The 24,681-nt window shown below is 41.5% G+C and carries 18 protein-coding genes and 1 pseudogene; 7 read left to right on the top strand and 12 right to left on the bottom strand.

Annotated elements, in window-relative coordinates:
* Positions 1–5 precede the first annotated feature (5 nt).
* Together AC4MCC_RS06570 and AC4MCC_RS06565 are read left to right on the top strand one after the other, a co-directional pair.
* On the top strand, positions 6–710 hold the full coding sequence (locus AC4MCC_RS06570) for an SIR2 family NAD-dependent protein deacylase (RefSeq protein WP_419364799.1): 705 nt from the start codon (positions 6–8) through the stop codon (positions 708–710).
* Positions 711–797: 87 nt separating this feature from the next.
* Complete coding sequence (locus AC4MCC_RS06565) at positions 798–1,697, top strand: LysR substrate-binding domain-containing protein (RefSeq protein ID WP_419364800.1); 900 nt, start codon at positions 798–800, stop codon at positions 1,695–1,697.
* Positions 1,698–2,021: 324 nt separating this feature from the next.
* On the opposite strand, the gene map is transcribed toward AC4MCC_RS06565, so the two are convergent.
* Positions 2,022–2,816 carry a type I methionyl aminopeptidase gene (gene map, locus AC4MCC_RS06560; protein WP_004783779.1) on the bottom strand — a complete coding sequence of 265 codons (795 nt, stop codon included), beginning with the start codon at positions 2,814–2,816 and terminating at the stop codon, positions 2,022–2,024.
* 352 nt (positions 2,817–3,168) lie between these two features.
* Between map and brnQ the strand changes: the two genes are divergently transcribed.
* Positions 3,169–4,455 carry a branched-chain amino acid transport system II carrier protein gene (gene brnQ, locus AC4MCC_RS06555; protein WP_491880111.1) on the top strand — a complete coding sequence of 429 codons (1,287 nt, stop codon included), beginning with the start codon at positions 3,169–3,171 and terminating at the stop codon, positions 4,453–4,455.
* A gap of 592 nt (positions 4,456–5,047) precedes the next feature.
* A complete protein-coding gene (locus tag AC4MCC_RS06550) occupies positions 5,048–5,263 on the top strand; it encodes a hypothetical protein (RefSeq protein ID WP_004783783.1) in 216 nt (71 codons plus the stop codon).
* Between the two features lie 102 nt (positions 5,264–5,365).
* On the opposite strand, the gene AC4MCC_RS06545 is transcribed toward AC4MCC_RS06550, so the two are convergent.
* A complete protein-coding gene (locus AC4MCC_RS06545) occupies positions 5,366–5,824 on the bottom strand; it encodes a hypothetical protein (RefSeq protein WP_419364803.1) in 459 nt (152 codons plus the stop codon).
* 117 nt (positions 5,825–5,941) lie between these two features.
* On the opposite strand from AC4MCC_RS06545, the gene AC4MCC_RS06540 reads away from it, so the two are divergent.
* On the top strand, positions 5,942–6,808 hold the full coding sequence (locus tag AC4MCC_RS06540; protein WP_491880112.1) for an alpha/beta hydrolase family protein: 867 nt from the start codon (positions 5,942–5,944) through the stop codon (positions 6,806–6,808).
* Between the two features lie 152 nt (positions 6,809–6,960).
* Here AC4MCC_RS06540 and gltS read toward each other — a convergent pair whose 3' ends face one another.
* The 8 genes and pseudogenes from gltS to AC4MCC_RS06500 form a co-directional block, all read right to left on the bottom strand.
* Positions 6,961–8,184, bottom strand: a complete 1,224-nt coding sequence (gltS, locus tag AC4MCC_RS06535; RefSeq protein WP_016659076.1) for a sodium/glutamate symporter — start codon at positions 8,182–8,184, stop codon at positions 6,961–6,963.
* Between the two features lie 124 nt (positions 8,185–8,308).
* Positions 8,309–8,530: pseudogene (locus AC4MCC_RS06530) on the bottom strand (hypothetical protein).
* A 607-nt stretch (positions 8,531–9,137) separates the two neighbouring features.
* Positions 9,138–9,545 carry a surface-adhesin E family protein gene (locus AC4MCC_RS06525; RefSeq protein ID WP_419364806.1) on the bottom strand — a complete coding sequence of 136 codons (408 nt, stop codon included), beginning with the start codon at positions 9,543–9,545 and terminating at the stop codon, positions 9,138–9,140.
* A gap of 198 nt (positions 9,546–9,743) precedes the next feature.
* Complete coding sequence (locus AC4MCC_RS06520) at positions 9,744–10,736, bottom strand: restriction endonuclease (protein ID WP_419364808.1); 993 nt, start codon at positions 10,734–10,736, stop codon at positions 9,744–9,746.
* 134 nt (positions 10,737–10,870) lie between these two features.
* Entirely contained in the window at positions 10,871–13,510 is a 2,640-nt protein-coding gene (locus AC4MCC_RS06515) for a bifunctional aconitate hydratase 2/2-methylisocitrate dehydratase (protein ID WP_419364810.1), read from the bottom strand.
* Between the two features lie 297 nt (positions 13,511–13,807).
* On the bottom strand, positions 13,808–14,077 hold the full coding sequence (locus AC4MCC_RS06510) for a hypothetical protein (protein ID WP_005235947.1): 270 nt from the start codon (positions 14,075–14,077) through the stop codon (positions 13,808–13,810).
* A gap of 214 nt (positions 14,078–14,291) precedes the next feature.
* Positions 14,292–14,651 carry a hypothetical protein gene (locus AC4MCC_RS06505; RefSeq protein ID WP_004783806.1) on the bottom strand — a complete coding sequence of 120 codons (360 nt, stop codon included), beginning with the start codon at positions 14,649–14,651 and terminating at the stop codon, positions 14,292–14,294.
* 112 nt (positions 14,652–14,763) lie between these two features.
* Positions 14,764–15,210: an I78 family peptidase inhibitor gene (locus tag AC4MCC_RS06500; RefSeq protein ID WP_419364812.1), complete on the bottom strand. Its 447-nt coding sequence runs from the start codon at positions 15,208–15,210 to the stop codon at positions 14,764–14,766.
* A gap of 455 nt (positions 15,211–15,665) precedes the next feature.
* On the opposite strand from AC4MCC_RS06500, the gene xseA reads away from it, so the two are divergent.
* The gene (gene xseA, locus AC4MCC_RS06495) at positions 15,666–16,937 is read left to right on the top strand and encodes an exodeoxyribonuclease VII large subunit (RefSeq protein WP_419364814.1); all 1,272 of its coding nucleotides are present in this window, start codon (positions 15,666–15,668) and stop codon (positions 16,935–16,937) included.
* Positions 16,927–17,121 carry an exodeoxyribonuclease VII small subunit gene (gene xseB / locus AC4MCC_RS06490; RefSeq protein WP_419364816.1) on the top strand — a complete coding sequence of 65 codons (195 nt, stop codon included), beginning with the start codon at positions 16,927–16,929 and terminating at the stop codon, positions 17,119–17,121. Before xseA ends, xseB begins: the two co-directional genes overlap by 11 nt.
* Positions 17,122–17,229: 108 nt before the next feature.
* On the opposite strand, the gene AC4MCC_RS06485 is transcribed toward xseB, so the two are convergent.
* On the bottom strand, positions 17,230–21,753 hold the full coding sequence (locus AC4MCC_RS06485; protein WP_491880115.1) for a translocation/assembly module TamB domain-containing protein: 4,524 nt from the start codon (positions 21,751–21,753) through the stop codon (positions 17,230–17,232).
* 38 nt (positions 21,754–21,791) lie between these two features.
* Entirely contained in the window at positions 21,792–24,548 is a 2,757-nt protein-coding gene (locus AC4MCC_RS06480) for an autotransporter assembly complex protein TamA (protein ID WP_491885791.1), read from the bottom strand.
* Positions 24,549–24,681 lie beyond the last annotated feature (133 nt).

Genomic DNA, 24,681 nt, shown 5'->3' with positions numbered 1-24,681 from the left:
AAATCATGAAAAAACTGGTGGTGTTTTCAGGTGCTGGTATGAGTGCGGAAAGTGGGATCAACACCTTTCGTGATAGTGATGGGCTTTGGGAACAGTATCGTATAGAAGAAGTGGCCACACCGGAGGCTTGGGCTAAAAATCCGGAACTGGTGCAACGCTTTTATAATGCTCGACGTAAAAATATTCTGGAAGCACAACCAAATGCAGCTCATCAACTCATTGCCGAACGCGAAGATGATTTTGATGTCCATGTGATTACTCAAAATATTGATGATCTGCATGAACGTGCCGGAAGTTCCAAGGTCATTCACCTGCATGGCAATATCCGCCTAGCCAAAACCTCAGGCCCGAATTGCCAGTACACCACCGAGTTTTATCCGATTGAAGGGACTGAATTAGATTTAACTAAACACTTCTGTAAGGAAGGCTATCCACTACGTCCACATGTGGTCTGGTTTGGCGAAGCAGTTCCGGCTTATGAAGAAGCCCAAGATTGTGTACAGGATGCTGATATTTTTGTGGTCATTGGAACCAGTCTGCAAGTATATCCAGTTGCTGGCTTAATCCATGAAATTCCAGCTCACTGTACAGCTTACTATATTGATCCCAAAGCAGATCAACAGCATTTACCAGTTCAGTTTCACAAGATTTCCCAGACGGCCACAGAAGGCATGAAAACCTTACTTAAACTACTTGAGTCCGAGATCTAGTCATCATTCAAAATTCGTATTCTATAGTTGACAGTATGCAACAATCATTTTTTAATCAGCCTATTGTTGCAGGAATGGAATTAAACGATGCTGACTGATCTGGATGATTTTTACTGTTTTGCGCAGGTCGTGGAACATGGCGGCTTTAGTGCAGCCGAACGTGCCACCGATATTCCCAAATCCAAGCTCAGCCGCCGCGTTTATAATCTAGAAGAACGACTTGGCGTCCGCCTGATTCAACGTAGTTCTCGTCATTTTGCAGTCACCGATATTGGAATGAATATCTATCGACATGCACAAGTGATGCTCAGTGCAGCACAGGCCGCCCATGATCTGGTGGATCATCTCAGTACTGAACCGCGTGGCACCATTAAAGTGAGCCTGCCCGTCTCCATTGCCCAGAATGAAATGGCAAAAATCCTGCCGGATTTCCTGAAAAAATATCCTGAAATTAAAGTCCAGATGATGATCACTAATCGACGTGTGGACATTATTAATGAAGGTTTTGATCTGGCTTTACGCGTGCGCTCTAGCCTGGATGACGATCCAAATCTAGTGATTCGTCAGTTTGAAAAAATTGAACAGCATCTGTTTGCCAGTCAGGGCTATTTAAACGAATTTGGCGATCTGAAAACGCCTGAACAACTCTCTGAACATAAAATTTTAAGCATGGCTGAGGAACATACTGAACAGTTCCTGGTATTGCAGAATGAGCAACAGCAACAGAAGAAAATCCGGATCAGCCCCACCGTAATGGGATCAGACCTGAATATGCTGGCACAGCTGGCAGCTTCAGGCTGTGGTATTACATTACTGCCCGATAATGTCGTGCAGCAATATGTAGAACGTGGCGAACTGGTTCGGGTACTTTCAGACTGGAAAACTGCTCATGGCATTTTTCATCTGGTTTATCCTTCCCGTCGTGGTCTGTTACCAGCTGTACGGGTATTTATTGATTATCTGGTTGAACACCTGCATCTTGTATAAAAGGAATATTTCAGGCAAAAAAAATAGCTCATTCTTGGGGAAAAATGAGCTAATAAAAACGATTCACTACAGCATGAAGTGAACGAAAGGAAACTACTACCGCCAAGCCAAATCTAATCTACTCTAATATACAGCAATCAGAAATCTAACAAAGCAAACATCAACTAACTATAAATAGATATCAACTAACTATAAATAGATTAAGAGGATTTGGCTGGTTAAACCACTTCTTCATGTAGTGTTTTGTAAGCTTTCGTCACTAATAGCAAGCAAGCTGTAATTTATGTAAGCTACTGTATTTCAATGCATAACATGAAAAATAATTTAAATTTCCGGATACTCGCCTGTACCTTCTGGCCATGGTGATAACAGCTCAAAACCTGTGTCGGTTACAACTACCATGTGTTCCCATTGAGCTGACCAGGATTTATCTGCAGTCACCACTGTCCAGCCGTCCTTCAGCTCTTTAACACGCGCTTTACCCATGTTGACCATAGGTTCAATGGTAAAGACCATACCGGGTACCAGTTTGATGCCCTGACCTGGTTGTCCGTAATGCAGAATGTTTGGCTGTTCGTGATAAATTTTACCAATCCCATGACCACAATATTCACGCACGATGGTATAGCCTTCACGCTGTGCAACAGACTGAATTGCATAACCAATATCGCCTAGGGTTGCACCCGGTTTAACGGCATGAATTCCGGCAACCATGGCTTCATAAGTAGTTTCGACCAGACGTTTGGCTTCAGGAGATGGTGTACCGACATAATACATCCGGCTGGTATCGCCAAAATAACCGTCTTTAATGATCGCAACGTCAATATTAATAATATCGCCGTCTTGTAATACGGTATTTGGAGATGGAATACCATGACAAACCACTTCATTCGGTGAAATACAGGTGGTTTTGGTATAACCATAATAACCAATATTGGCTGGCGTCACTTTTAGCGTATTGACGATAAAATCATGACAGATGTCATCCAGATATTCAGTCGTAACACCCGGCTTGACATGCTCCCCGATCATTTCCAAAACCTGTGCAGCCAAACGTCCAGATATACGTAATTTTTCGATATCTTGTTCGGTTTTCAGAGTAATTGCTGGAGCTCGCATGGATCTATCCTCAAGGTGAATCAGGAAATTATAGTCCTTTTTCAGCCAAGATGCGCATTTGTTCGCTCTGCATGACAATTCTTAAAACTTGCTATAGAGAATCTCAATGCTGCTTATTTATACAAACAATAAGCCGAATATAATGAAATAAAGTCTAAATGATTTATTTATTTAAAAATAAATTATAATTTTTTCAACTGAATATCAAAGATATATTTCTACCAAGCTTTTAAAGTTCACATTATCCGATCGTCAAGATCAGTAAAATCAAGGCTTTCGGCATTAAATTAAACTCCAAAAATCATCATATATACACTAAAATCGCTTTCTTTTATTTATCTATTCTCCCTCTATGACAAGTCTCCGTACAAGAGATATTGTGGCCTTAGGTTTTATGACCTTTGCACTGTTCATTGGTGCGGGCAACATTATCTTTCCACCGATTGTGGCTCAACAAGCCGGTGAGCATGTATGGTTAGCTGCCTTAGGTTTCCTGATTACGGCAGTTGGCCTACCTGTCATCACCATCGTGGCATTGTCACGTGTTGAAGGTTCGATCCAGATCTTAAGTTCTCCATTAGGTAAAGCTGCCAGTCTTTTACTGACTGTCGTGTGTTATCTGACGGTTGGGCCTTTATTTGCGACACCACGTACTGCAACCGTTTCTTATGAAATCGGCTTCTCTTCATACTTTGGCAATGCACCTAGCAACCTGCTGATCTATAGTGTGATCTATTTTGCTGTAGTGACTCTGGTTTCCCTTTATCCAAATAAGATTTTGGATACGGTTGGCTACTTCCTGTCTCCAGTAAAAATTATCGCATTGATTATTTTAGGCGGTGCTGCAGTATTGATTCCTGCCGGCAAACCACCGGCTGCAGTGGGTAACTATGTTACAAGCCCGGTTACTGAAGGCATCGTTAATGGTTATCTGACCATGGATACCTTAGGTGCATTGGTCTTTGGTATTGTGATTGTGCGTGCGATTACTTCTCGTGGCGTAACGGATCGCAAGCTGATTACCAAATATGCAGTCAATGCAGCGATTATTTCTGGTATCGGTTTGACGCTGGTGTATCTCAGCCTGTTTAAACTAGGCTTAGGTAGTCATGATGTTGCCCCTAATGCTGCGAATGGTGCGATTATTCTGCATGCCTATGTACAACATGCTTTTGGTGATATGGGTGCTTATTTCCTTGCCACCATGATCTTTGTTGCCTGCATGGTGACTGCGATTGGCTTAACCTGTGCATGTGCTGAATACTTCTCCTCTATTACCAAACTGCCTTATAAAGCCTATGTCTTTGTACTGGTCGGCTTCTCGCTGGTGATTTCAAATCTTGGTTTGACCAAACTAATTGCCGTTTCTGTGCCTGTATTGAGCGCGATTTATCCGCCTGCGATTGCAGTGATCCTGCTAAGCTTCTGCGGTCATTTCTTTAAAAAGCCTGCTCAAGTTGTTGCACCGACTACACTGGTTGCATTTATTTTCGGTGTTTTTGATGGCCTTAAAGTTGCTGGCCTTGAATTACCTGAATTGCTACAGAACTTACCGCTTTCTGAAAAAAATATGGCATGGCTGATTCCATCTCTTATTGTTCTTGTCATTGCCGCTGTGATTGACCGCATCAGAAATTAATCTTTCTAAGAGGTCATAAAAATCGTATTTTTACCCAAAATCCGGTTTTAGCGTGATCAATATCTGTCAGGTTTTACCCAAACCGGCATTTATTGTTTACACCCTCTATTCTTGGTCACAGCCAAATTAAATTTTAAAATACTTTATAAACTTTTAATCAATTATTTTAATTAGCTTCTTTCTTACTTCCGTTTTCATTCTTTAGCAGAAGATCAACACAACTCGCTATTTTACTGTTTTTTAAACATATTGTTTCCTGATTAAACCAACTAACTCTCATCATTCTACATAGACTTACATTTTCTAGATTATCTCTACAAATCTTTGGCGTAGAATTTGCTTTTCCCTATGGTAGCAATGAATGATCGCTTGACACTTCAGTCGGACTGCCCTCGCTGAAATGTTTAAGATGATGATTCGGAGGCAATCATTGATTAGTGCAGTAATACGACTAAAGGAGGCCTTTTTTAACTGTTAAAGTTCACTTAAATAGTTGCAAAGGTTGAAATTAAGAAGTACAACTGTATATTCAATTCAGACTAAATCAATAAGATTTACTCTTCAATAATACAAATAAACGGGAGGGATGGAGATGTTATCAGTACATTTCAAAAAGCAAGTCTTCATTGACGCTCTTAAGGCAAATACCAATCTGGTGACTTTCTTGAGCACCACGGTTGCGCTTATGCTGACCTTGATTGTGCATTGTTTAATTCAAGGCAATTTAAAATTTGAGTACGTCGGTTATGCCTTGATTGTCTCAGCAGCCTTTTTCTTATGGGCTGTGATCGACCAGAAATACCGATAATTTATTAATAAATTTATATCCCAGTGGATGATCTGGCCAGTCATCCATCTGGCAGAAAAGAATTGAGCAAAAGGCTCAAAAAATAAAATCAACCATTAAAAATTAGAATAATCCGATCGCCGCCCCATAAAGAAGCACACTTGTCCCTCCTAATTCCGCAATAATCAAACCTAACATTGCCAAAGTCATAAGTACGCCCGGCAACTGAAATTTCCCCAGTTGATGCGGTCGCTTAAACTGATTTGTCGTGTCTTTCAAAAACCCATGCAAGATATACGCACCAATCGAGAAACTGAAAAAGAGAACATTGATCAATACACAGACCAAATTAACTTGCGAAGATAGTGCTGAATAGTAAGCCAACACTGCCAGAATCAATGTTGCAGGTGCATAAAGCAGGCTGCTGCGATGAGCAATATCCACATAATAATGCGCCCGTGAATTTACAGACTGACGGATTTGCCAATATTTCCATACCCCGGTTAACATCCCCACCCATAAGAATATTCCACTAAAAATAATCGCGATCTTTACTGCCAGATCAAGTTCTATTCCCTGCATATTTTCATTCCGTTTTTTATCATCGTACTGACTTTTTAGTCATTGTTTTAACAAGTTTCTTTGAAGAAGTCAGGTAAATTTAAGCATTCATTCTGATTCAAAAATATAGTGTAGCCCATGTCTGAATTCGAAACATTGACTCTAAAGTGCCAGGATGGCTATCAATTAAGTGCACGTTTTTATCCAGTCACTGAGACTGAAAGTAAGAAATCTCCCATATTAATCTGCCCTGCGACTGGCATTACCAAACAGTTTTATCATAGTTTTAGCTGCTGGTTGCAAACTCAGGGTTATGCAGTGCTGGTATTTGATTTTCGAGGTATCGGCGAATCTTTAAAAGGTTCGGTTAAGCAGTCTAAAGCCAGTATTGTGCAATGGGGACAACTGGACATTCCGGCTGCAATTGATGCGCTATTAGCTAAGACTCAGACAGAAAAGGTCATCTTACTCGGTCATAGTGCTGGTGGACAGCTTCTGGGTATTGTCCCAAACTATGCCAAAGTGGAAAAAGTCGTGGCAATTGCCGGATCGACGGGTCATGTTAAAGGTTTAAGAGGGAGAACCAAATTGCTGGCGCCAGTGATGTTCAATATCATTTTCCCATTGGCACGTATCACCAAAGGCTATGGTCCAACTCAAGCGATTGGTATGGGTGAAAACCTGCCAAAAGATGTGGCGCGTGAATGGGCAGAATTTTGTAGTAAACCAGGTTATATAATTAATGCGATTGGTAAAAAGATCGCACCAGCACATGACTATCATGCTCAGATCACCTGCCCGATTACCTCAATCTGGGCTTCAGATGATGAAATCGCCACTCAAGCAAATGTCAAAGACTTGCTGCGCTTATATCCAAAAGCAGCCACAGAAATGATTGAGCTAAAACCCCAGGAATATGGTCATAAAGGGATTGGCCACATGCTGATGTTCAAGAAATCTCATCAAAACTTATGGTCAGTCATTGAGCAACAGTTATCTGCCTAAAGATGATTTAAATGGCTATTGATAGGTTAATGTGCTTTAATACGCTCAGTATGAGATGAGCCTCTTACAGTATGTACCTCAGATGTGCATACGACTAGCCCCTAACCATGGGGCTTTTTAATGTCTATATGATTTTGAAGTCGTATTAAAATTTAACCGAAAAATGCAATGATACTCTGAATCACCACAGCATTCACAATATCAATAAAAAATGCACCACACAGCGGTACGATCAAAAAGGCTTTGTGCGATGGACCATAGCTATTGGTAACTGCCTGAATATTGGCAATCGCAGTCGGGGTTGCTCCCATACCAAAACCACAATGCCCTGCTACCAATACGGCTGCATCGTAATTTTTTCCCATAATCCTAAAGGTCACAATTGCGGTAAATAAAATCAGTACCGCTGTCTGCGCAAACAAAATGGTAATGAGCGGGCCTGCCAAATCGGCCAATAACCAGAGTTGCAGTGACAGTAAAGCCATAGATAAATACAGGGATAATGACGCATTTCCGAATACATCAATGGCACGGTCGAAAATATCGACTTTCAGTACATGCTCTAGGAAGTTACGTACAATCACCCCTGTCCCTAAAGCCCAGACAAAGGTCGGTAGTTCAAACCATCTTCCCTGACTGATCTCTGTCATTTCATTCGCAACAAATATACATAGTGCAAACATCCCCAAAGTCGACACTGCATTACTGGCTGTAATCAACCGGGTTTTCTTTGGATATTCGAAGGGTGCGGTGTTGATGCTAGTATCGAGTTGTTGTTCATTGGTCTCTTGCGCTACTGTCTCTGCCAACTGATTTCGTTTAATCAAGAATTTGGCAACCGGACCACCCACAAGCCCACCAATAACCAAACCAAAAGTAGCACTTGCCATTCCGAGGACAATTGCCCCCTGTATTCCATATTGAGTTTCAAGCACTTCACCCCAAGCACCGGCAGTACCATGTCCACCCGTTAAGGTAACAGAACCGACAATCAGACCAATCAATGGATCAAGCCCAAGTGCTGTGGCTAAACTCATACCCACCGCATTTTGTACAACTACAAATAGAATGACACAGACCAGAAAGATCAGCAGTGATTTCCCACCTTCTTTGAGCTTGGTAAAGTCTGCACTTAAACCAACAGAGGTAAAGAACATCAGCATCAGAATGGTTTGAATTTCTGAGTCAAATGTGGCACTGATATTAAAAAATTTATAGAGAATAAAAGCTGTAATCGCTGCGATTAGACCGCCGATTACAGGCTCAGGTAAGTTATAGTTTCTAAAGAAGCTAATTTTACTAACAAGATACCGCCCAATAAAAAGAAAAAATACTGCAATCACCAAGGTGCCAAAGGCATCGATTTCATAATTCATAACATTCCCTATTAGCTTTATTTTCATACAGTTTTAGGAAAACAGTATAAAAAATCAATTTTAGAAATGTTATGCAAGTTATTGTTTCTAGTAATTGTTTAATTTATGTCCTAAATAGATTCAATTAATACGATGGAATATCATAAACCCAATTGTGTACTTGCTGGTCTGTCGTACTTTCACAAACATAATAATCATGATCCCAAGCATCTTGATGGAAGATTTCCTTTTTATGGTAATTCACCTGTTTACCATTTTCGACTCAGACAAAGCTGTCACCTTGGTCTTTGATTTGGGTTCCGTTAAGGAAGCCACCGATACAGAGGAAGCGGGATTGTTTTGACATGTCTTTACTTCAACTTTTCATTTATTTATATATACGTGGATTCAACGATAGAATGAGCCAACTTTAAAGCTTTTGGACTTATACAAGCTTAAATTAGTGAGCTATGTTCGTTATAGGAAGCAAGTAAGCCGAGTCCATTACGGTCGTAGTAACGCTGACGATCGTACACTAACATATTGGTTATGACATTTTTAGTTTTAAGATACTATTCTTTTTATTTATCATACTTTTTAACTTCGACACTTGAACTTGTGGAGTGAGTAATTGCTAAGAGCAGCAATCTAAAAGTTAGTCTCATAAAAAGTCACCTCTTTTATAGAGATGATTTATAAAATTTGAAATGAATCCAATGTATTCGCATTTCTCGTAGATTTACTTTTTTAATATAAATTAAAATTAAATATTTACACCTTCAATAAAAGCCTAATTAGTATTTTATTATCTAAATTAGGTTATTAAAATAATATAAATAAATCATATAGTACTATTAACACTTAATTCATTCAGCCAAGCACAAAACTTATTCTTTTATATACTCTATATTAGAGTAACATACCTATTTCCATATTTAAATTCTCATAACATTTAAACTAGCACTGCAAATATATTAATTTTCTGCTAAATCTCCATATAAAATACCGCAAACTATATTAGTAAAGTCTTCCCCTTTCGAATCAGGTATTACAGGCTTATATTTTGGCACATTAAAAACATATTGATCTATCAATTTAGTTTTTTTATATGCGTAATATGCTTTTAAAGCTAGCTCATTTGTTTTACATTTCACACTATATTTAACAAGCCTATGATCACCAACAGATAAACCATCTTTTGTTTTATCCGTGTGAACTACCATCTTAAGCCAAAAATCAGCATATTCTAATGTTTCATAAGTTTTAGTAATCCGTGCTGGATCCATATATGTTGTAAATTCCTCATCTTCTATAATTTCTATCCATTCTGCATATGCAAAAACTGGGCAAGCAGCCAATAAAAGTGATATTAATTTTTTCAACTAATTTCTCCTAAAATACTTAATTTATTTCTACTATGTCAGATAATAAGTAAATTGATAAAAATAAGGGCTGATAAATCATCCCTTATCTTATACTGCTTATTGCTTAGTTAGCAAACAATTAAAATACTTGACATAAGTAGTTTTATGCAAAATTTTTACATAAATCTTTTTTTCTGATTTGATTATCAATTTACTTTACACCCAACTTAACTTAGGTACATCAACGATCCCTAAATTTTCTTTTGTAGATGACTTTAATTTTGATAAATTGGCATAAATCCAATCTACCAATTGTTTACCTTCCATAATATTGACTTGATTTAACTCAGCAAATTCTTTTGACTCATCTGAAATATAGCCTGTTGTAATTACCCATTTATAAGTAGTTGCATCAGTTTCATTTTCATATGCTATTAACTGCTCAATTGCATGTTTACTTGTTTCACCTCTATGATGCTTAACTTGAACAAGAATATCTTTTAAAAATGGGTTATTTTCTGATGTTGCTTGTATATCAACATCTGCTATTCCTTCTCCATTTTTCTTATCTAAAATATCTACACTTGAATATCCTTCAATTTCTAATAGTTCTTTTACCAACTCCTCTAAACCTCTCCCCCCAGCTTTTAGTCTTGTATGACCCTTGCAAATTGCCTCTAATAATTCTTTTTTAAATTCCTGCTCATAAAAATCAGCTTTTACCTGAAAGCTATTATTTACTTCAAAATGACCATAATTATTTAAATTTTGGATTAAATGCTCTATTTCATCTGAAAATCTAGACAAGTCGCCAATTGTTGTACGTAATTTCAATCTACTTTCTAAATTTTGCTTTAAAGCCGCTCTTGGAATTAAAATAACCTTATTGTCTTTCTTAAAAAACTCTACACTGATCTGATTAGCCCCATGACCTCCAGTGAATAGTGGATCAAAAAACTTCTCTCCTACTACTGTTGCTATAGCAATTCTTCTCCCTAAGGGAACAATAACAATATCATCTTGTTTTAAGTTAAAGTAATTTTTAACCTGGTTTGTCATCCGACCAATAGAACCATTTTTCTGAATAATTTCTTTTATGAGAGAATCCGCATTAACGTGATTAGCGAAATTTATTTGTTTCCAGCCATACCCAATTTTATTCTCTTTGATTAAAGATTCCGGACTTCTGACCATTAAATATTTTTTCATTTTTCTACACACAAAAAATAAGGGCTGATTCCTCAGCCCTTATCTTAAACTACTTATCGCCTAATTTTCAAAGTAAATCATAGATTTACTCTTGCGCTCGGGAAAAGCCTTTCGGCTTTTCTCCTCCTCGCTCATTAAGCCAATTGAGCAGCAGCAATTTTCTTAGTATCTACGTCTTTCGCAGCATCTGTATACTCGCTCATCTTGTCGAAGTTCAAGTATTGGTAGATGTCAGCAGACATGCTGTCGATTTGAGCAGCGTACTGTTGGTATTCTTCTGGAGAAGGTAATTTACCTAATACAGCAGCAACAGAAGCAAGCTCAGCAGATGCTAGGTAAACGTTAGCACCTTGACCTAGACGGTTCGGGAAGTTACGAGTAGATGTAGACACACAAGTTGTGTTTGGAGCTACACGTGCTTGGTTACCCATACACAGTGAACAGCCTGGCATTTCTGTACGAGCGCCAGCTTTACCATAAGTATTGTAGAAACCTTCTTCCATCAATTGGTGTTCATCCATACGAGTTGGAGGAGCCAACCATAGACGAGTAGATAAAGAACCACCAGGTACTTTGTCTAGAAGTTTACCAGCTGCACGGAAGTGACCGATGTTAGTCATACAAGAACCGATGAATACTTCATCAATTTTTACGCCTTGAACGTCAGAAAGAAGTTTCGCATCATCTGGGTCGTTCGGGCAGCAAAGAACTGGTTCTGTAATTGTAGAAAGGTCGATTTCGTATACTTTAGTGTATTCAGCGTCAGCATCAGCTTTAAGAAGTGATGGATTAGCCAACCATTTTTCCATGTTCTCAACACGGCGCGCCATAGTACGAGCATCGCCATAGCCTTGTGAAATCATCCACTTCAGCATAGTGATGTTAGAACGTAGGTATTCAGCAACTTTCTCTTCAGAAAGCGTGATCGCACAACCAGCAGCAGAACGTTCAGCAGAAGCATCAGAAAGTTCGAATGCTTGCTCAACAGTCAGGTCAGTTTCCATTTCTGTCAGGTCGATCTCAAGGATACGGCCAGAGAAGATGTTTTTCTTACCTTTCTTCTCTACAGTCAGGTCACCTTCTTGGATCGCTACGTAAGGAATTGCATGTACTAGGTCACGTAGAGTGATACCAGGCTGCATTTTACCTTTGAACTTCACAAGAACAGACTCTGGCATATCAAGTGGCATAACACCAGTTGCTGCAGCGAATGCTACAAGACCAGAACCCGCTGGGAATGAAATACCGATTGGGAAACGAGTATGTGAGTCACCACCAGTACCAACGGTATCTGGAAGAAGCATACGGTTTAACCAAGAGTGGATAATACCGTCACCTGGACGTAGAGAAACACCACCACGGTTCATGATGAAATCAGGAAGCGTGTGTTGCATTTGAACGTCAACTGGTTTTGGATACGCAGCTGTGTGACAGAAAGATTGCATTACCAGGTCAGCAGAGAAGCCTAGGCAAGCCAAGTCTTTCAATTCGTCACGAGTCATAGGACCAGTTGTATCTTGAGAACCAACTGTAGTCATACGTGGTTCACAGTAAGTACCTGGACGGATACCCTGACCTTCAGGAAGACCACAAGCACGACCAACCATCTTCTGAGCAAGGGTGAAGCCTTTGCCAGTGTCAGCAGGTTGTACTGGAGTACGGAACAGAGTTGATGGCTCAAGACCAAGCTCTTCACGTGCTTTAGTTGTCAAACCACGACCAATGATCAGGTTAATACGACCACCCGCACGAACTTCGTCTAGAAGTACTGGAGTTTTAAGGTCAGCTTCAGCGATTTGAGCGCCGTCTTTGAACGCAGTTACTTTAGCAGCAGCCTTGTCGATTTTAAGAGTGATTTCATCACCCATGTTCATGTTTGCTACGTCAATTTCAACTGGTAACGCACCAGCGTCTTCCATAGTGTTGAAGAAAATCGGAGCAATTTTAGAACCTAAGCAGTAACCGCCTTCTTTCTTGTTAGGAATGTGAGCGATTTCGTCACCGAAGAACCAAAGTACAGAGTTAGTTGCAGATTTACGAGAAGAACCTGTACCAACAACGTCACCTACGTAAGCAACTTTGTTGCCTTTCGCGATGAGGTCTTTAATTTGGTTTAATGGACCAACTTCACCAGGAACTTCTGGGTTGATGCCATCACGTTCGTTTTTCAGCATTGCATTTGCGTGCAATGGAATGTCTGGACGGCTCCAAGCGTCTTGTGCTGGAGACAAGTCATCAGTGTTAGTTTCGCCAGTTACTTTGAAAACTGTCAGTTTGATTTCTTCTGGAACGTCTGCACGGTTAGTGAACCATTCAGCGTCAGCCCATGATTGAAGAACAGCTTTTGCATTTGCATTACCTGCGCGTGCTTTATCAGCTACGTCATGGAACGCATCAAATACAAGAAGCGTTTTTTTCAAAGCTTCAGCAGCAAGACCACCAAGCTCTGCGTCTTCTAGAAGTTCAACTAAAGGAGCAACGTTATAACCACCAAGCATAGTGCCTAGTAAGTAAACCGCACGTTCTTTAGAAACTAGTGGAGAAGTCGCTTCGCCTTTTGCCAATGCAGCTAAGAACGCAGCTTTTACGTATGCAGCTTGGTCAACACCCGCTGGAACACGGTTTTCAAGCAAGTCAACTAAGTATGCTTCTTCACCAGCTGGGGGATTTTTTAATAATTCAACTAATGCAGCAGTTTGAGCATCATCAAGTGGCTTCGGTGGGACTCCGAGTGCGGCACGTTCTTCAACGTGTTGGCGGTAAGCTTCTAGCACGGTGTTATTCCTCTTTTTTAAAAAATTACCTGTGAATTCCTGCTTTATAAAAGCTTCACAAATAATATGGACTCTAAAATTTTACTAAAATTCCAGTTAAAAGTTAATGCAAGTACAGTGTTTCTTTGTGATGCTCATTATTTTATAACTAAATGATGCTTATAAAGATCATTCAATAAACAAATCATCATCGCCTTGCATAATTTAAATACAGATATGACAACTTTTAACCAAATTTGACGCATAAAAAAGGCAACATCGATGTTGCCTGATTTACTTAGAAAAAGATACTCCACCTTAGTGGACTGTCGTCGAGTTCAAATATTGCTGAAAAGCGTCCCGACAACCCTCAAATTTTAATTCACATTGATCTTCATAGGTCTGGCTATGGTTATTGCTGGCAAAGGAAATCTCGACCAGACAGCGTTTTTTGTCCTGCACCAAGATCTGCTTAATCACGACCTTGTCTCCTACACTCAGAACATAGCGTCCGCTACCGATAATCGCCAATCCTTTTTCATCTTCTAACAGCAGATCTGAGTGATATAAATACTTCACGACGTCCATATTATTGTTCTCCTCAAGGCTTTGGAGTTAAATTCATTATTCAATATAAAGATAAGCATTTCTATATTTTAGATTTAGCAATTGTCACAAATTATATTTAATGTTGCTTAGGCTATTTTTATTATTAGAAGAATATTCTTATATCTATAAACCACTATTTAATTTGAATGAAGATTCCTTAGTTTGCTTTATTTAGATATAAAAAAACCGTTCCTTAGAACGGTTTGTAATCTGGCATTTTATCATGCGGTGTGGCGATACATTTTTCAGTAAATTCAGCGCGGACTTTCTCACGGGCTGCATCTACATCGGTCTTAATTTCCTGTTCCGGAAGTGCATAGACTTCATCGATAATATTCAGGATAAAACCGCGAGTGATGTCATCATCGATCTTGTTGGCATGCTCAACAGCCTTTTCTTTCTCGATCGCATTCTGACGATCCAGCATAATGGTTCGTGCAGCATTCCCCACACTACGACAATAGCCATGCCACTGCTCTTCAGGGGTTAAAGGTTTTTTCTCTGCACAGCCGACCAGAGCAACCATCAGCGATAAAGCAAATAACTTTTTCATGAATTTCTCCTTCCGAGAGGCACTATAAGAGATCAGCGCAGATTTGTCATTTAAAATGAAATTTCTACCTATTCTTATTGATACTGCCTGCCCGAAAGTAGCATTTCATATCTTAACCACAGCTGGCCTGAACTACTTTCTTAGTAGCTGGATCTACAGTGACCGTCACGCGCTCTTCACGATAATCCATAGTGACAGGCTGGCCAGGTGCAACCATGCGTACCATTTGAGCTTTGGTTTTCTCTTTGATTTGCGCTTCAGTTAAATTGGATTGGCCAACCAACGCAGCTGCCTGATCAGCGATACATTTAGGCTGGTTTGCTCGGAAATATTCCCATTCTTCGACCACTTGCCCATTTTTTAAATGACAATAGCCCACTTGCCCATTAGTTTCATTACGGATTTCCAGCTTTCCACCCTGATTAATACAATAGGCACTTGCTGGATTCGCTGTTCCTAATGACGTAGAGTTTGAATCAGGCGACTGGGTTGTGCTACAGCCAGCAAGGAGGATGGATGCAAACAATCCGGACAAACCAGATAAAATTATTTTTGTCATGAGCGGTATTCTTCTAAAGGAATTCGCCTTTAATGTAGCATATTCCACTTATAGCGTCAGATCTGAAAAGGCTTGAGTGTTTGTAATTCTGTAAAAAGCGGCAGGAACAGTTCTTATTATCATTCGATTTAATTATATTTAGGATTCGCACTATTTCCTATGATTTACCTTAACCAATAATCAACCTTCAAAAGTAGTTTCTTTTTTCAAATAGCCAAAATTTAGTTTTAGTTAACTATTGGAATGGCTTTAAGATGACAATGTCATTACATTATTATACAAAGTGTTTATTACCCTTCATCAACCAAGCATTACTCTAATATTTTGTTTTTAGATTATTAAATTAATTATTGCCCAGCTTCTTTGTCCTTGCCTTTTTTATGCACGAAGCTTGATGTTTGTACTAGCGGCCATATTGCTTTAATATTTGATTGAATTTTAAACTTTATCTCAGCATGCAAGACGATCTCCAGCTTTCTTTAAAAGAATACCTTTCTACGGTTCAGGAAGTGGTCAAAATCACTTTCGATACACCGGTGTGGGTCAAAGCCGAGATTCGTAATTTAAATATTAAAACTGGCCATTATTATCTAGAACTGGCAGAAAAAGATCCTGACAATGATCAGGTCATTGCCAGTTGCCGGGCCACGATCTGGAAATTTGCTGCACAGAAAATTGTGACGCAATTTGAACGTGAAAGTGGTATTGAGCTAAGCCGGGATCTTAAGGTTTTAATCAAAGTAAAAGCTAGTTTTGATCCGCAATATGGGTTTTCCCTAAATATCGTAGAGATTGATTCTGGATATACCTTGGGTGATATAGCCCGACGTTATCAGCAGATTGTAGAAAGACTGAAAACCGAAGGTCTGATTGATCGCAATAAAAATCTGCCTACACCTTTTGACCTCAACCGGATTCTGGTGATTGCTCCGGAAAAGGCTGCAGGTCTGGGCGATTTCAAGAAAGATGCTGATGCTTTGCAAGAAGCTCAGGTATGCGAATTTATCTATCACAGTGCGACCTTTCAGGGAAATACTGCAGCGCAAAGCATCATGCAAAGCTTGGCACAAGCTTTAAAGCAGTGGGCACAAACGTATCATCACGCGCCTGATCTGATCGTGATCATCCGTGGCGGTGGCGCAGTCAATGATCTGGCTTATTTGAATGACTATGCACTGGCTGCCCTGCTCTGCAAACGTTCAGTTCCCGTCTGGGTTGGTATTGGTCATGAAAAAGACAGGACGATTCTGGATGAAATCGCTCATCGATCTTTTGACACACCGAGTAAGGTGATTGCTGGAATTCGTAATCATGTGGTCGAGCTAACTCAAGAAGTTTTAAATAATCTGCAAAGCATCCAACGGCTTTCTCAACAGCAAATTCAGGCTTATCAAAACCAGAATGAGCAATATCTAAAACTAATCCAGAATCTGGCCAATCATCAGATTATGAATGCCTTGCAACGTTTAGAGCAGCTCAAGTCCAACACTTCTAACCTTGCCCAGCAACAGACCCAACTGATTAATCAGCAGCTAGATGCCCTGATGCGGGAAACACTACTGCAAAATCCCAAACATGTTTTGTCCAAAGGCTATGCCATTGTGCGGCAGCAAGATCACGTAGTTCGTTCAATCAATCAGATCAATGCACAACAACCCGTTCAAGTTGAATTACACGATGGCCTATTTTCAGCACAACTTACGCAGGTAACTCCCCATGAGACATGATACTTTGAGCTTTCAGGAAGGCTATGACATCTTGAAAAAGAATGCTGAATTACTTGAATCTCAGCAGGAACCAGATATTGATAATCTGATGAAAATCGTTGAAGAGTCTATGCAGGCGTATAAAGCCTGTAAATCCCGAGTGGAAGCCGTTCAGAATGCACTGAACGAGACCTTTAAGGATTAATTTTATTGAATACCTTAAATCAGTATAGCCTGATGATTTAAATAGCTTAGGCTATTTTGAAATCTCTTGCCTATAAAAAAGCCCTCATTTAGAGGGCTTTTGATTAGATTAGAATCGCCAGTTATAGAACAAGTCAATTGCACGCTCTAAAGATTGACTGGCTTCCAGATATAAACGCTGGTTCATTTGATAACGTAAAGTCAGCTTGTTCACTGGGGTAAATACGCCAACCCCATAACGGATATACAAGTCTGGCGTAATATAACCGGTTACAGACACCTGAGTATCATCCCCTGTGCCCTGTGCATCCAGTGCCAGACCGCTCAAGCCAAAGCTACGGCCAATCTGGTTGGTCAAGGCACGCGTACCACCCAAGCCCAGACTGATCCCTGCGGCAGCAATGGTGTTGTTTACATCAGATCTAAAACCTTCCGCCTGACTTAAACCTGAAGCCCCTTCATTGATACGACCAGTAATCAGGGCATTCAACGCTTCCTGTTCAGACAGACCAACATCGTTATACACCTGAATGGCAGGACTTGAGGCTGTACCAGTGACACGTACACCCACCGTACTACCTTGAATGGATTTATTGGCATCAATATCTAAAGTTGGATTCGACAGTGGGCCATTAAAACGCGCAATCGCACGGTTCAGATCCAGACTTTGCCCATAGGCTTCAATTTTCACCCGTTGCGATACCCCGATCGCGCCATTGGCACGCATCGCAGATTCCAGACCACGTTGCGTCAGATTGACACGACCTAAGAGTGGAATACGGCTGTCAAAGCCCTGGAAGATCACCTGGTTTCCTAACGACACTGCAACATCTGCGCGAATATCCCATGGACGTGCAGCTTTCAGAATGGCGAGCTGGTCATCTCCCTCACGTACTACGCGTACGTCAGAAGACAAGCCCACCACAGGTTCAGACGCTTCAGGCATTGAAATCAGTGCACGAGGAACATCGACCTTGCCACTCAAGCTCAATTTTTTATTGAACGGATACATATCCAAGGTCAAATCAGGTGTAACCACCGCAGTAATCAACGGTGCCTGACGAATCAGCAGATTTTCGCCCTGAAGTTTGAGCTGTACGCGAGGATCCCCTTTCCAGTCTACAGAACCAGTTAATTTACCAGCACCACGACCACTATTAAATGCACCATTAATAGTCGCGGTATTTTGACGGACTGATGAATAGAGCTGCACATTGGTCAGATTGACTGGCAATGAAATCATGCTGATCGCCCCGTCCTTAACCCGAATTTCACCTTCAAGTAATGGATCGGTTAACGTTCCGCTAATTTTACCTGCATACGACAAGGTACCATCCAGATTACGCACATCCTGAATGAATGGCTTAAAGACCTTCAGCTGAACCTGGTTAAAGGCAATCTCGCCACGCATTGGTTTATTGTCACGATATGGATCAATAATCACATTGGCATAGCCTGTACCAATATCCGGCGTTTTCACATCCAGACGAATCTGTAGTCCAGCAGCCACGCTTTTTGCGACCAGCCCCACTTCATCATATTTTAAAGTCGAGCCTAAATATTCCGGATCATCAGAAGATAAGCCGATCACCCCATTGCGGGTTACCAGACGTGCATCAATTTTCGGTTTGGCACCTTGTGCCCAAGCTGCCTTAGCATAACCATTCACTTTACCGGTTAATGCTATACCTTCTGGCAGGAAGGCACTAAAGTCAGCCAGATCCAGGTTACGGGTAATAAAAGAAGCACTGCCTCGAGTTTTATTGACTCGAATTGGCTGGTCAAAGCAAAGCTGGCTTTGCTGGCTCATCCAGCAATGAGCGCCCACAAATAGATCCGACTGAGCAGTGTTATAAATCACAGCTGCATTTTGACGCTGCACCAGATGGGTACGCAGTGAGTCAAAATCACCGCGCTGGATCTGGCCTAACCAGTTATTTTGCGCATTAAAACCACCTGCGAGCTGAACAAAAAATTTAGACAGCTTATTTTCAGCCTGAACTTGCAGCACATGCGCGGCGCGCGTTCCAGCTAGTGAAACTTCACCGCGTACAATCTGTCTATTGCCACTACGCAACTGATCCATGGTTGCAGTCAATAAAGTCGGTGTGGTTTGTGAAGTCGGCAACTGGCCGCGTACCCGAATCTTGTCTACGCTAAACAGGTTCTTGAAGGCAAAATTATCCACTGCCAGATTCGCAGTTGCTTGTAAACGCGGTTGTGCCTGCATATTGATGTAGCCTTGTACCCGGCCTCTTAATCCTGGATAAAGCTCATATAATGCCGGTGCATTCACTTTAAGTTGCAGATTCTGTGCATTACCTGTGGCCTGGAGCTGGTTGCTGGCATAAGACAGGAACAGGTTATTGGCTTCAAACTGTTGCGGTACAAAACCACGCTGCTTGGAGTCAATCAATACAGCCAGATTACCCTTACCGCGTACCGGTTTATTATTCAACATACCGGCCAGATTTAAGCGTTGAATCTGGACACGCTTCACTGCATCCGACCAGATACCTTGAGTTTGCAGATTGCCAGACAATTCACCTTTAAGCTTGGCATTGAAATACTGAGGTTTAAAACGCACCAGAGAGGCATTTACATTCCAGCCAATACCATTTGCTAAGTTCACCTGACCATTGGCATTAATTTTTCCAGCGACACCATCATGACGCAGTTCCTTGATATTCAGCATATCAGGCGTACCTGACAAGCGCAGTTTCAGCAATCCCTGACTGGCCTTGATCTGGCTGGCACTTAATGCACCATCATAATTGACCGCATAACTTTTGAATCCGCCACCTGCTTTTTCATCATGGAACAACAAGGCAATATTACTATTACCTGTCAGGTGAACGGTTTCATTTTGCGCAGCCAGTCGTCCGGTCAGATCTACACCGCTGAGATTAATAATTTGCTGATTCGGGCGTGCATAACCACTGGCTTTTACCCGACCATTCAAGCGGTCAATTGGTGAAGCTGCAGCCAGAGTCTGAGTATTCAGGTTCTGGGCATTTAATACTGCGGACCATCTGAGCTGACGTTTTTCTTCTGGCAGTTCAATTCGTGCATTACCTGTTAGACTGCCGGCCTGTCCATTTCCGCTATATTTAAAACTTGGAACATTCAGGATGTTATTTTTCAAGTTTAGTTGTGCCTGATACATTCCTGTCGGCAACAGCCCTTCTTCATGCTGAGCAACTTGGGTAGCAACATGGATATTTTGCTGGCCTTCTACCAGTACCAGATCAACATCGCCTGATTCACTTTTTAACCAGCCAATATAAGGCACAGCACGATCAATATTTTTCCAGGCCACATCCAGCAACATCGGTTGAGCTTTATTGTCATTAACCGGCTTCTGATCCAGCTTGATATTCCAGGTTTCATAGCGGTCAAAATCAACCAATCCTGTTAAATGTAGGCCATTTTCCAGATTGCCGGCAGAGGCAATACTGCCATCCAGACTTGGTGGCAGAAAGTCCTGCACTACCTGTGGAATTCGCTGATGTTTCGGATCAATCCCATTCATGCGACCTGTCAGATCCCAATCCACCCGATCAGCCCAGCCCACAGTACCCGCCAGGCTTACCGAGCCTTTCATCAGCTGACCATTTAGATCAGTAATATTGAGCTGATTGACCAGATCGGTATACATCACTGCGGTATATTGCCCATCCGGGATATTTTCACCTTCAATATCGGTGCGGACATTCAAATCCAGGCGCTTGGTATTCCCATTAAACTCAGCCACACCATCTTTCGTAAACAGTTTTTGCTCTGTCAGAATTGGCCAGTGATATTGCTTAAACTGGAGTTCACCACGCATAGGTACATTAGGACGCATCGGGTGCAGAACCGCCCAGCCTGTCAGCAAATCTGGAGTGTTGGTCGCGACCCCGGCCTGAATGGTATCCAGTGTGCCTCTAGCACGCACTTGAATATCATGAATATTCAGGCTTTCTCTGAGTGAAGGCAGATTTAAAATACCACGTGCATCCAATGGATATTTACCTTCAAACTGCATTTTCCCAGTAGCTTCACGTACCGACAGATAGCCCATGTCCATGCGGGAATCTTCGAAATTCAGCTCGGTACCTGACCATAATGCTTCATTCAGTTCAATATTATAAAAATCCACTGCATCGGTCTGGGTTTTAATCACCAGGTGATCGAGAAGTAAGTGGTCAACCCGCAATACAAACGGTAAACGAATAGCATTGAACTTGAATGGCTCATCACTTGGCGGATTTTTATTAATAATCTGTAAATTCACTACATCTGCTTCAGTCAGATGAATTTCTTTTTTGATAATCGCCCGCCAACCCAGCTTGACATCAGCACGGTCAATTTTGACATCGACCGGTTTCAGGGTAACCAGAACATTTTTCAGGATAATCCCGCGCCACAGGTTCCCACCTTCATATTCATAATGAATGATTTCCTGGCGCTGCATCACCTGATCGAGCAGGAATTTACTGCCTTTATCGGTAGAAAACAGGATCGCCAGTACAGACAGCAGAAAAATAAGAGAAAAAAGAACCGACAATAGAATACTTCTAAAGATACGGCACTTTTTCGGCACAACTTCAGGTTGTTGCTCTTGTTCTGGCTGTGGTTGGTTCTCGACCATGATCTACCCAAATAACTATTTTTTAATTAATAAATGTTTTATAACTGCGAGCCAATAAAGAAGTGCAGACGAATCGGATAATTGTCATCCGACAGTCCGGTCGCCACATCTAAACGAATTGGGCCAATCGGTGAAGCCCAACGAATCCCCAGCCCCGCACCATATTCTGTTGGATTACTAAAATCCTCATTATAGGCATTTCCGGCATCCGCAAATACTGCAGCGCGCCAGCCTTCCCTGAACTGATAATTATACTCCAGTGAAGCCACACCCAAAGCCTGTCCGCCCACTTTAAAGCCTTCAATTTCCGGAGAAAGACTCTTATAGTCGAAACCACGGATGCTCTGGTCACCCCCACTAAAATAGCGCAGGTTATAAGGTACTTTGGCAAAATCTTCAGTAAAGATATAACCCAGATCCGCACGTCCAACAAACTGGTGATCGGCATTTTCACCTAATGAATAGATAAAACGCCAGCCTGCATTTATGATGGCCATATCGGCATCAGACAATAAAGCTTCACTGCCCAATTCGATTTTATAGGTTTGCTTAAAGCCCTTGGTCGGGTTCACCCGGCGATCACTATCGGTACGGGAAACTTCATAACCCACCAGTAAAGACTGCTGTTCATCTTCAGTATTGAATCTGAATGCTTCTGGAATCTGGCTAAAATCAACTGAACCATCCTGCGTCAGACGATCCAGGCGGTAACGCAGACCGTAAGTTTGTTGCCAGCTGCCACGCGGATTTTTAATAATCCGGTCAGCACCGAGTACCGCAGATTCAATTAACAGGCCATCACCTTGGGCCACACCATCACGTTCTTCACGCTCATAACCGCCCACGATACTGATATAGTCATTAAGTGGATGGTTGTATGGAATATTATAACGGCCATCAATGGACTGACGGATTTGTGACAATTCAAGGTTGGCATCAAATGAGTGACCACGCTTGTTTACGATCGCGCGGCGATATTGTCCACGTAAGCGTGTTCCGGTATCCGTACCATAACCCAGACCAACTTCGGCACTGTTAAGACGGTCTGCATTCAGTGTCACGATCACCGGAATTTTTTTCTCTTCACGAGCTTGAGCCTTTAAACGTTCTTCTTCGTCTTCTTTGGTCTGCTGCTGAACCCGCAAAGTTCTTAAATTTGGATTCTCTGCATCACGGCTACCGGCAAACTGATCTTCATCCACCACATCCTGTGTAACTTCCTGATCGGATGCCGGTACAGCTTTTTTGGCCACACCTATTTCATCTTCTGAAAACTTCTGTTCTTCTATCAGACTCTGAATATCCGGTGCCAGTTCCAGCTCCCGATCAATAGGATCAGGACGAATCGCATCCACCAGCGTATAGTTAAAATAACGTGAGTTCGTCAGGTTGTTGGCCAGGCTATTTACACGCCAGAAAGTGTAATCGGCACCATCTTCCCAAGTAACCAGACTTTCCAGCACATCACGATTCAGTGGAAATTCTTTTTCAGGATCACTCATCCTGAACTCGACATTACCCAGTTTATAACGCTCACCTGTCTCAAAGCGTAAATTTACATCGGCTGTATTTTCGGGTTGGGCAATGCGCACATCGTGCAAGCGCCAGTAAGCATCGAAATAACCATTATTGCTGGCTGCGGTATTAATCCGATCCTTGGTTTTTTCATAATCCCCATGGTTAAAGATATCACCTTCTTCCTGTTCAGGTAGAAGACTAATAACCTGGAACTGCGGCTGTTCACCACCTGGGCCACTAAACTCAATATTATGGGTATTGATAATGACTGGCTCATTCGGGGTTACATAAACTCTGACCCGACTGTCAGATAATTTTTCAAATCTGAACTGGGCATTGTAATAACCTACAGCTTGGGCAGCCTGATTGGACAAATTACGGAGTTGCGGTAATGCAAATGAAAAATCGTCAAAGGATTCTTGAGTAAAGCTAGAAAGTTTAGCTTTTACATTATTTCTGAGATTCGTATAACCTTCTGACCGGGCTTTACGATTCAATCCGCCATTGCTTTGTGCAGTACCATTTCCATTCACAATGACCACATCTGCACTGATCCGAGGCAAACTGGCGGTCATAATCTGGCGAGGTGGACGGATTTTATAAAACAGTCGTTTGAAAATATTCGGACGTTTGTCATTTTCAGGCGTTGTTGGTGCAGGCAACTCGGATAAGGTCGCACCGGACTCATTTCTTTGGACAATGATCTGGCTATCGGCCTGAATGGACTGCATAAGCTGATCAACATTCACAGGTGCCTGATTGATTTCAACCAGTTCCTGCTGACTCATATCATTGACTACCGTTTCAGTTTGCGCTGATTGGCGATAGGCTTGCGCCTCGCGTTTCGCTTCTTCTGCGACCTGATAAATCTCATTGGCCATACTCTGGTCAATCGTTTGCACCGGCAGGCTTTCTAAATCATCAAACTCAATTGGCTGAAATTCACCCAGAGACGTTCCCATAGTCTGCTGTTCTTGCAGCATTTGCATACTATCTACAGTCGAAGTTTCAGGTTCTAAAGCTTCTTCAACTTTTTCTGTGGCTTCAGCTTCGGTCGTAGCTACCCCTTGTCGTACGGCTTCCTGGGATAACTCTTCGATCATTTCTGCCTGAGATAGTGCTACCGGAGTTTCCGTCTGCTCGGTTTGTGCCATGCCCTGATGCGATAACATCATGAAAAATATGCTCATACATAGCCTGGCTCGGCCATGATATGGTACGAGAGACCCCATACTACGATTCAGCATCGTTTGTTTAAATTTTCTCTTTGCGGGCATAGCAAACTCTAAACGAATACATTCTTTAATTGATTATTTGACCGAAAAAGATAAGCTAAAGAACTTAAATTATTGGGTTTTGCCTTTACATGGACGAAAGTATCTTACATGATTTTTCTCAATGTTTACGTAT

It is taken from the genome of Acinetobacter sp. CAU_H_56 (assembly GCF_058599425.1).
The sequence above is the reverse complement of the archived record's forward strand: the minus strand, read 5'-3'. Positions and strand labels throughout refer to the sequence as shown.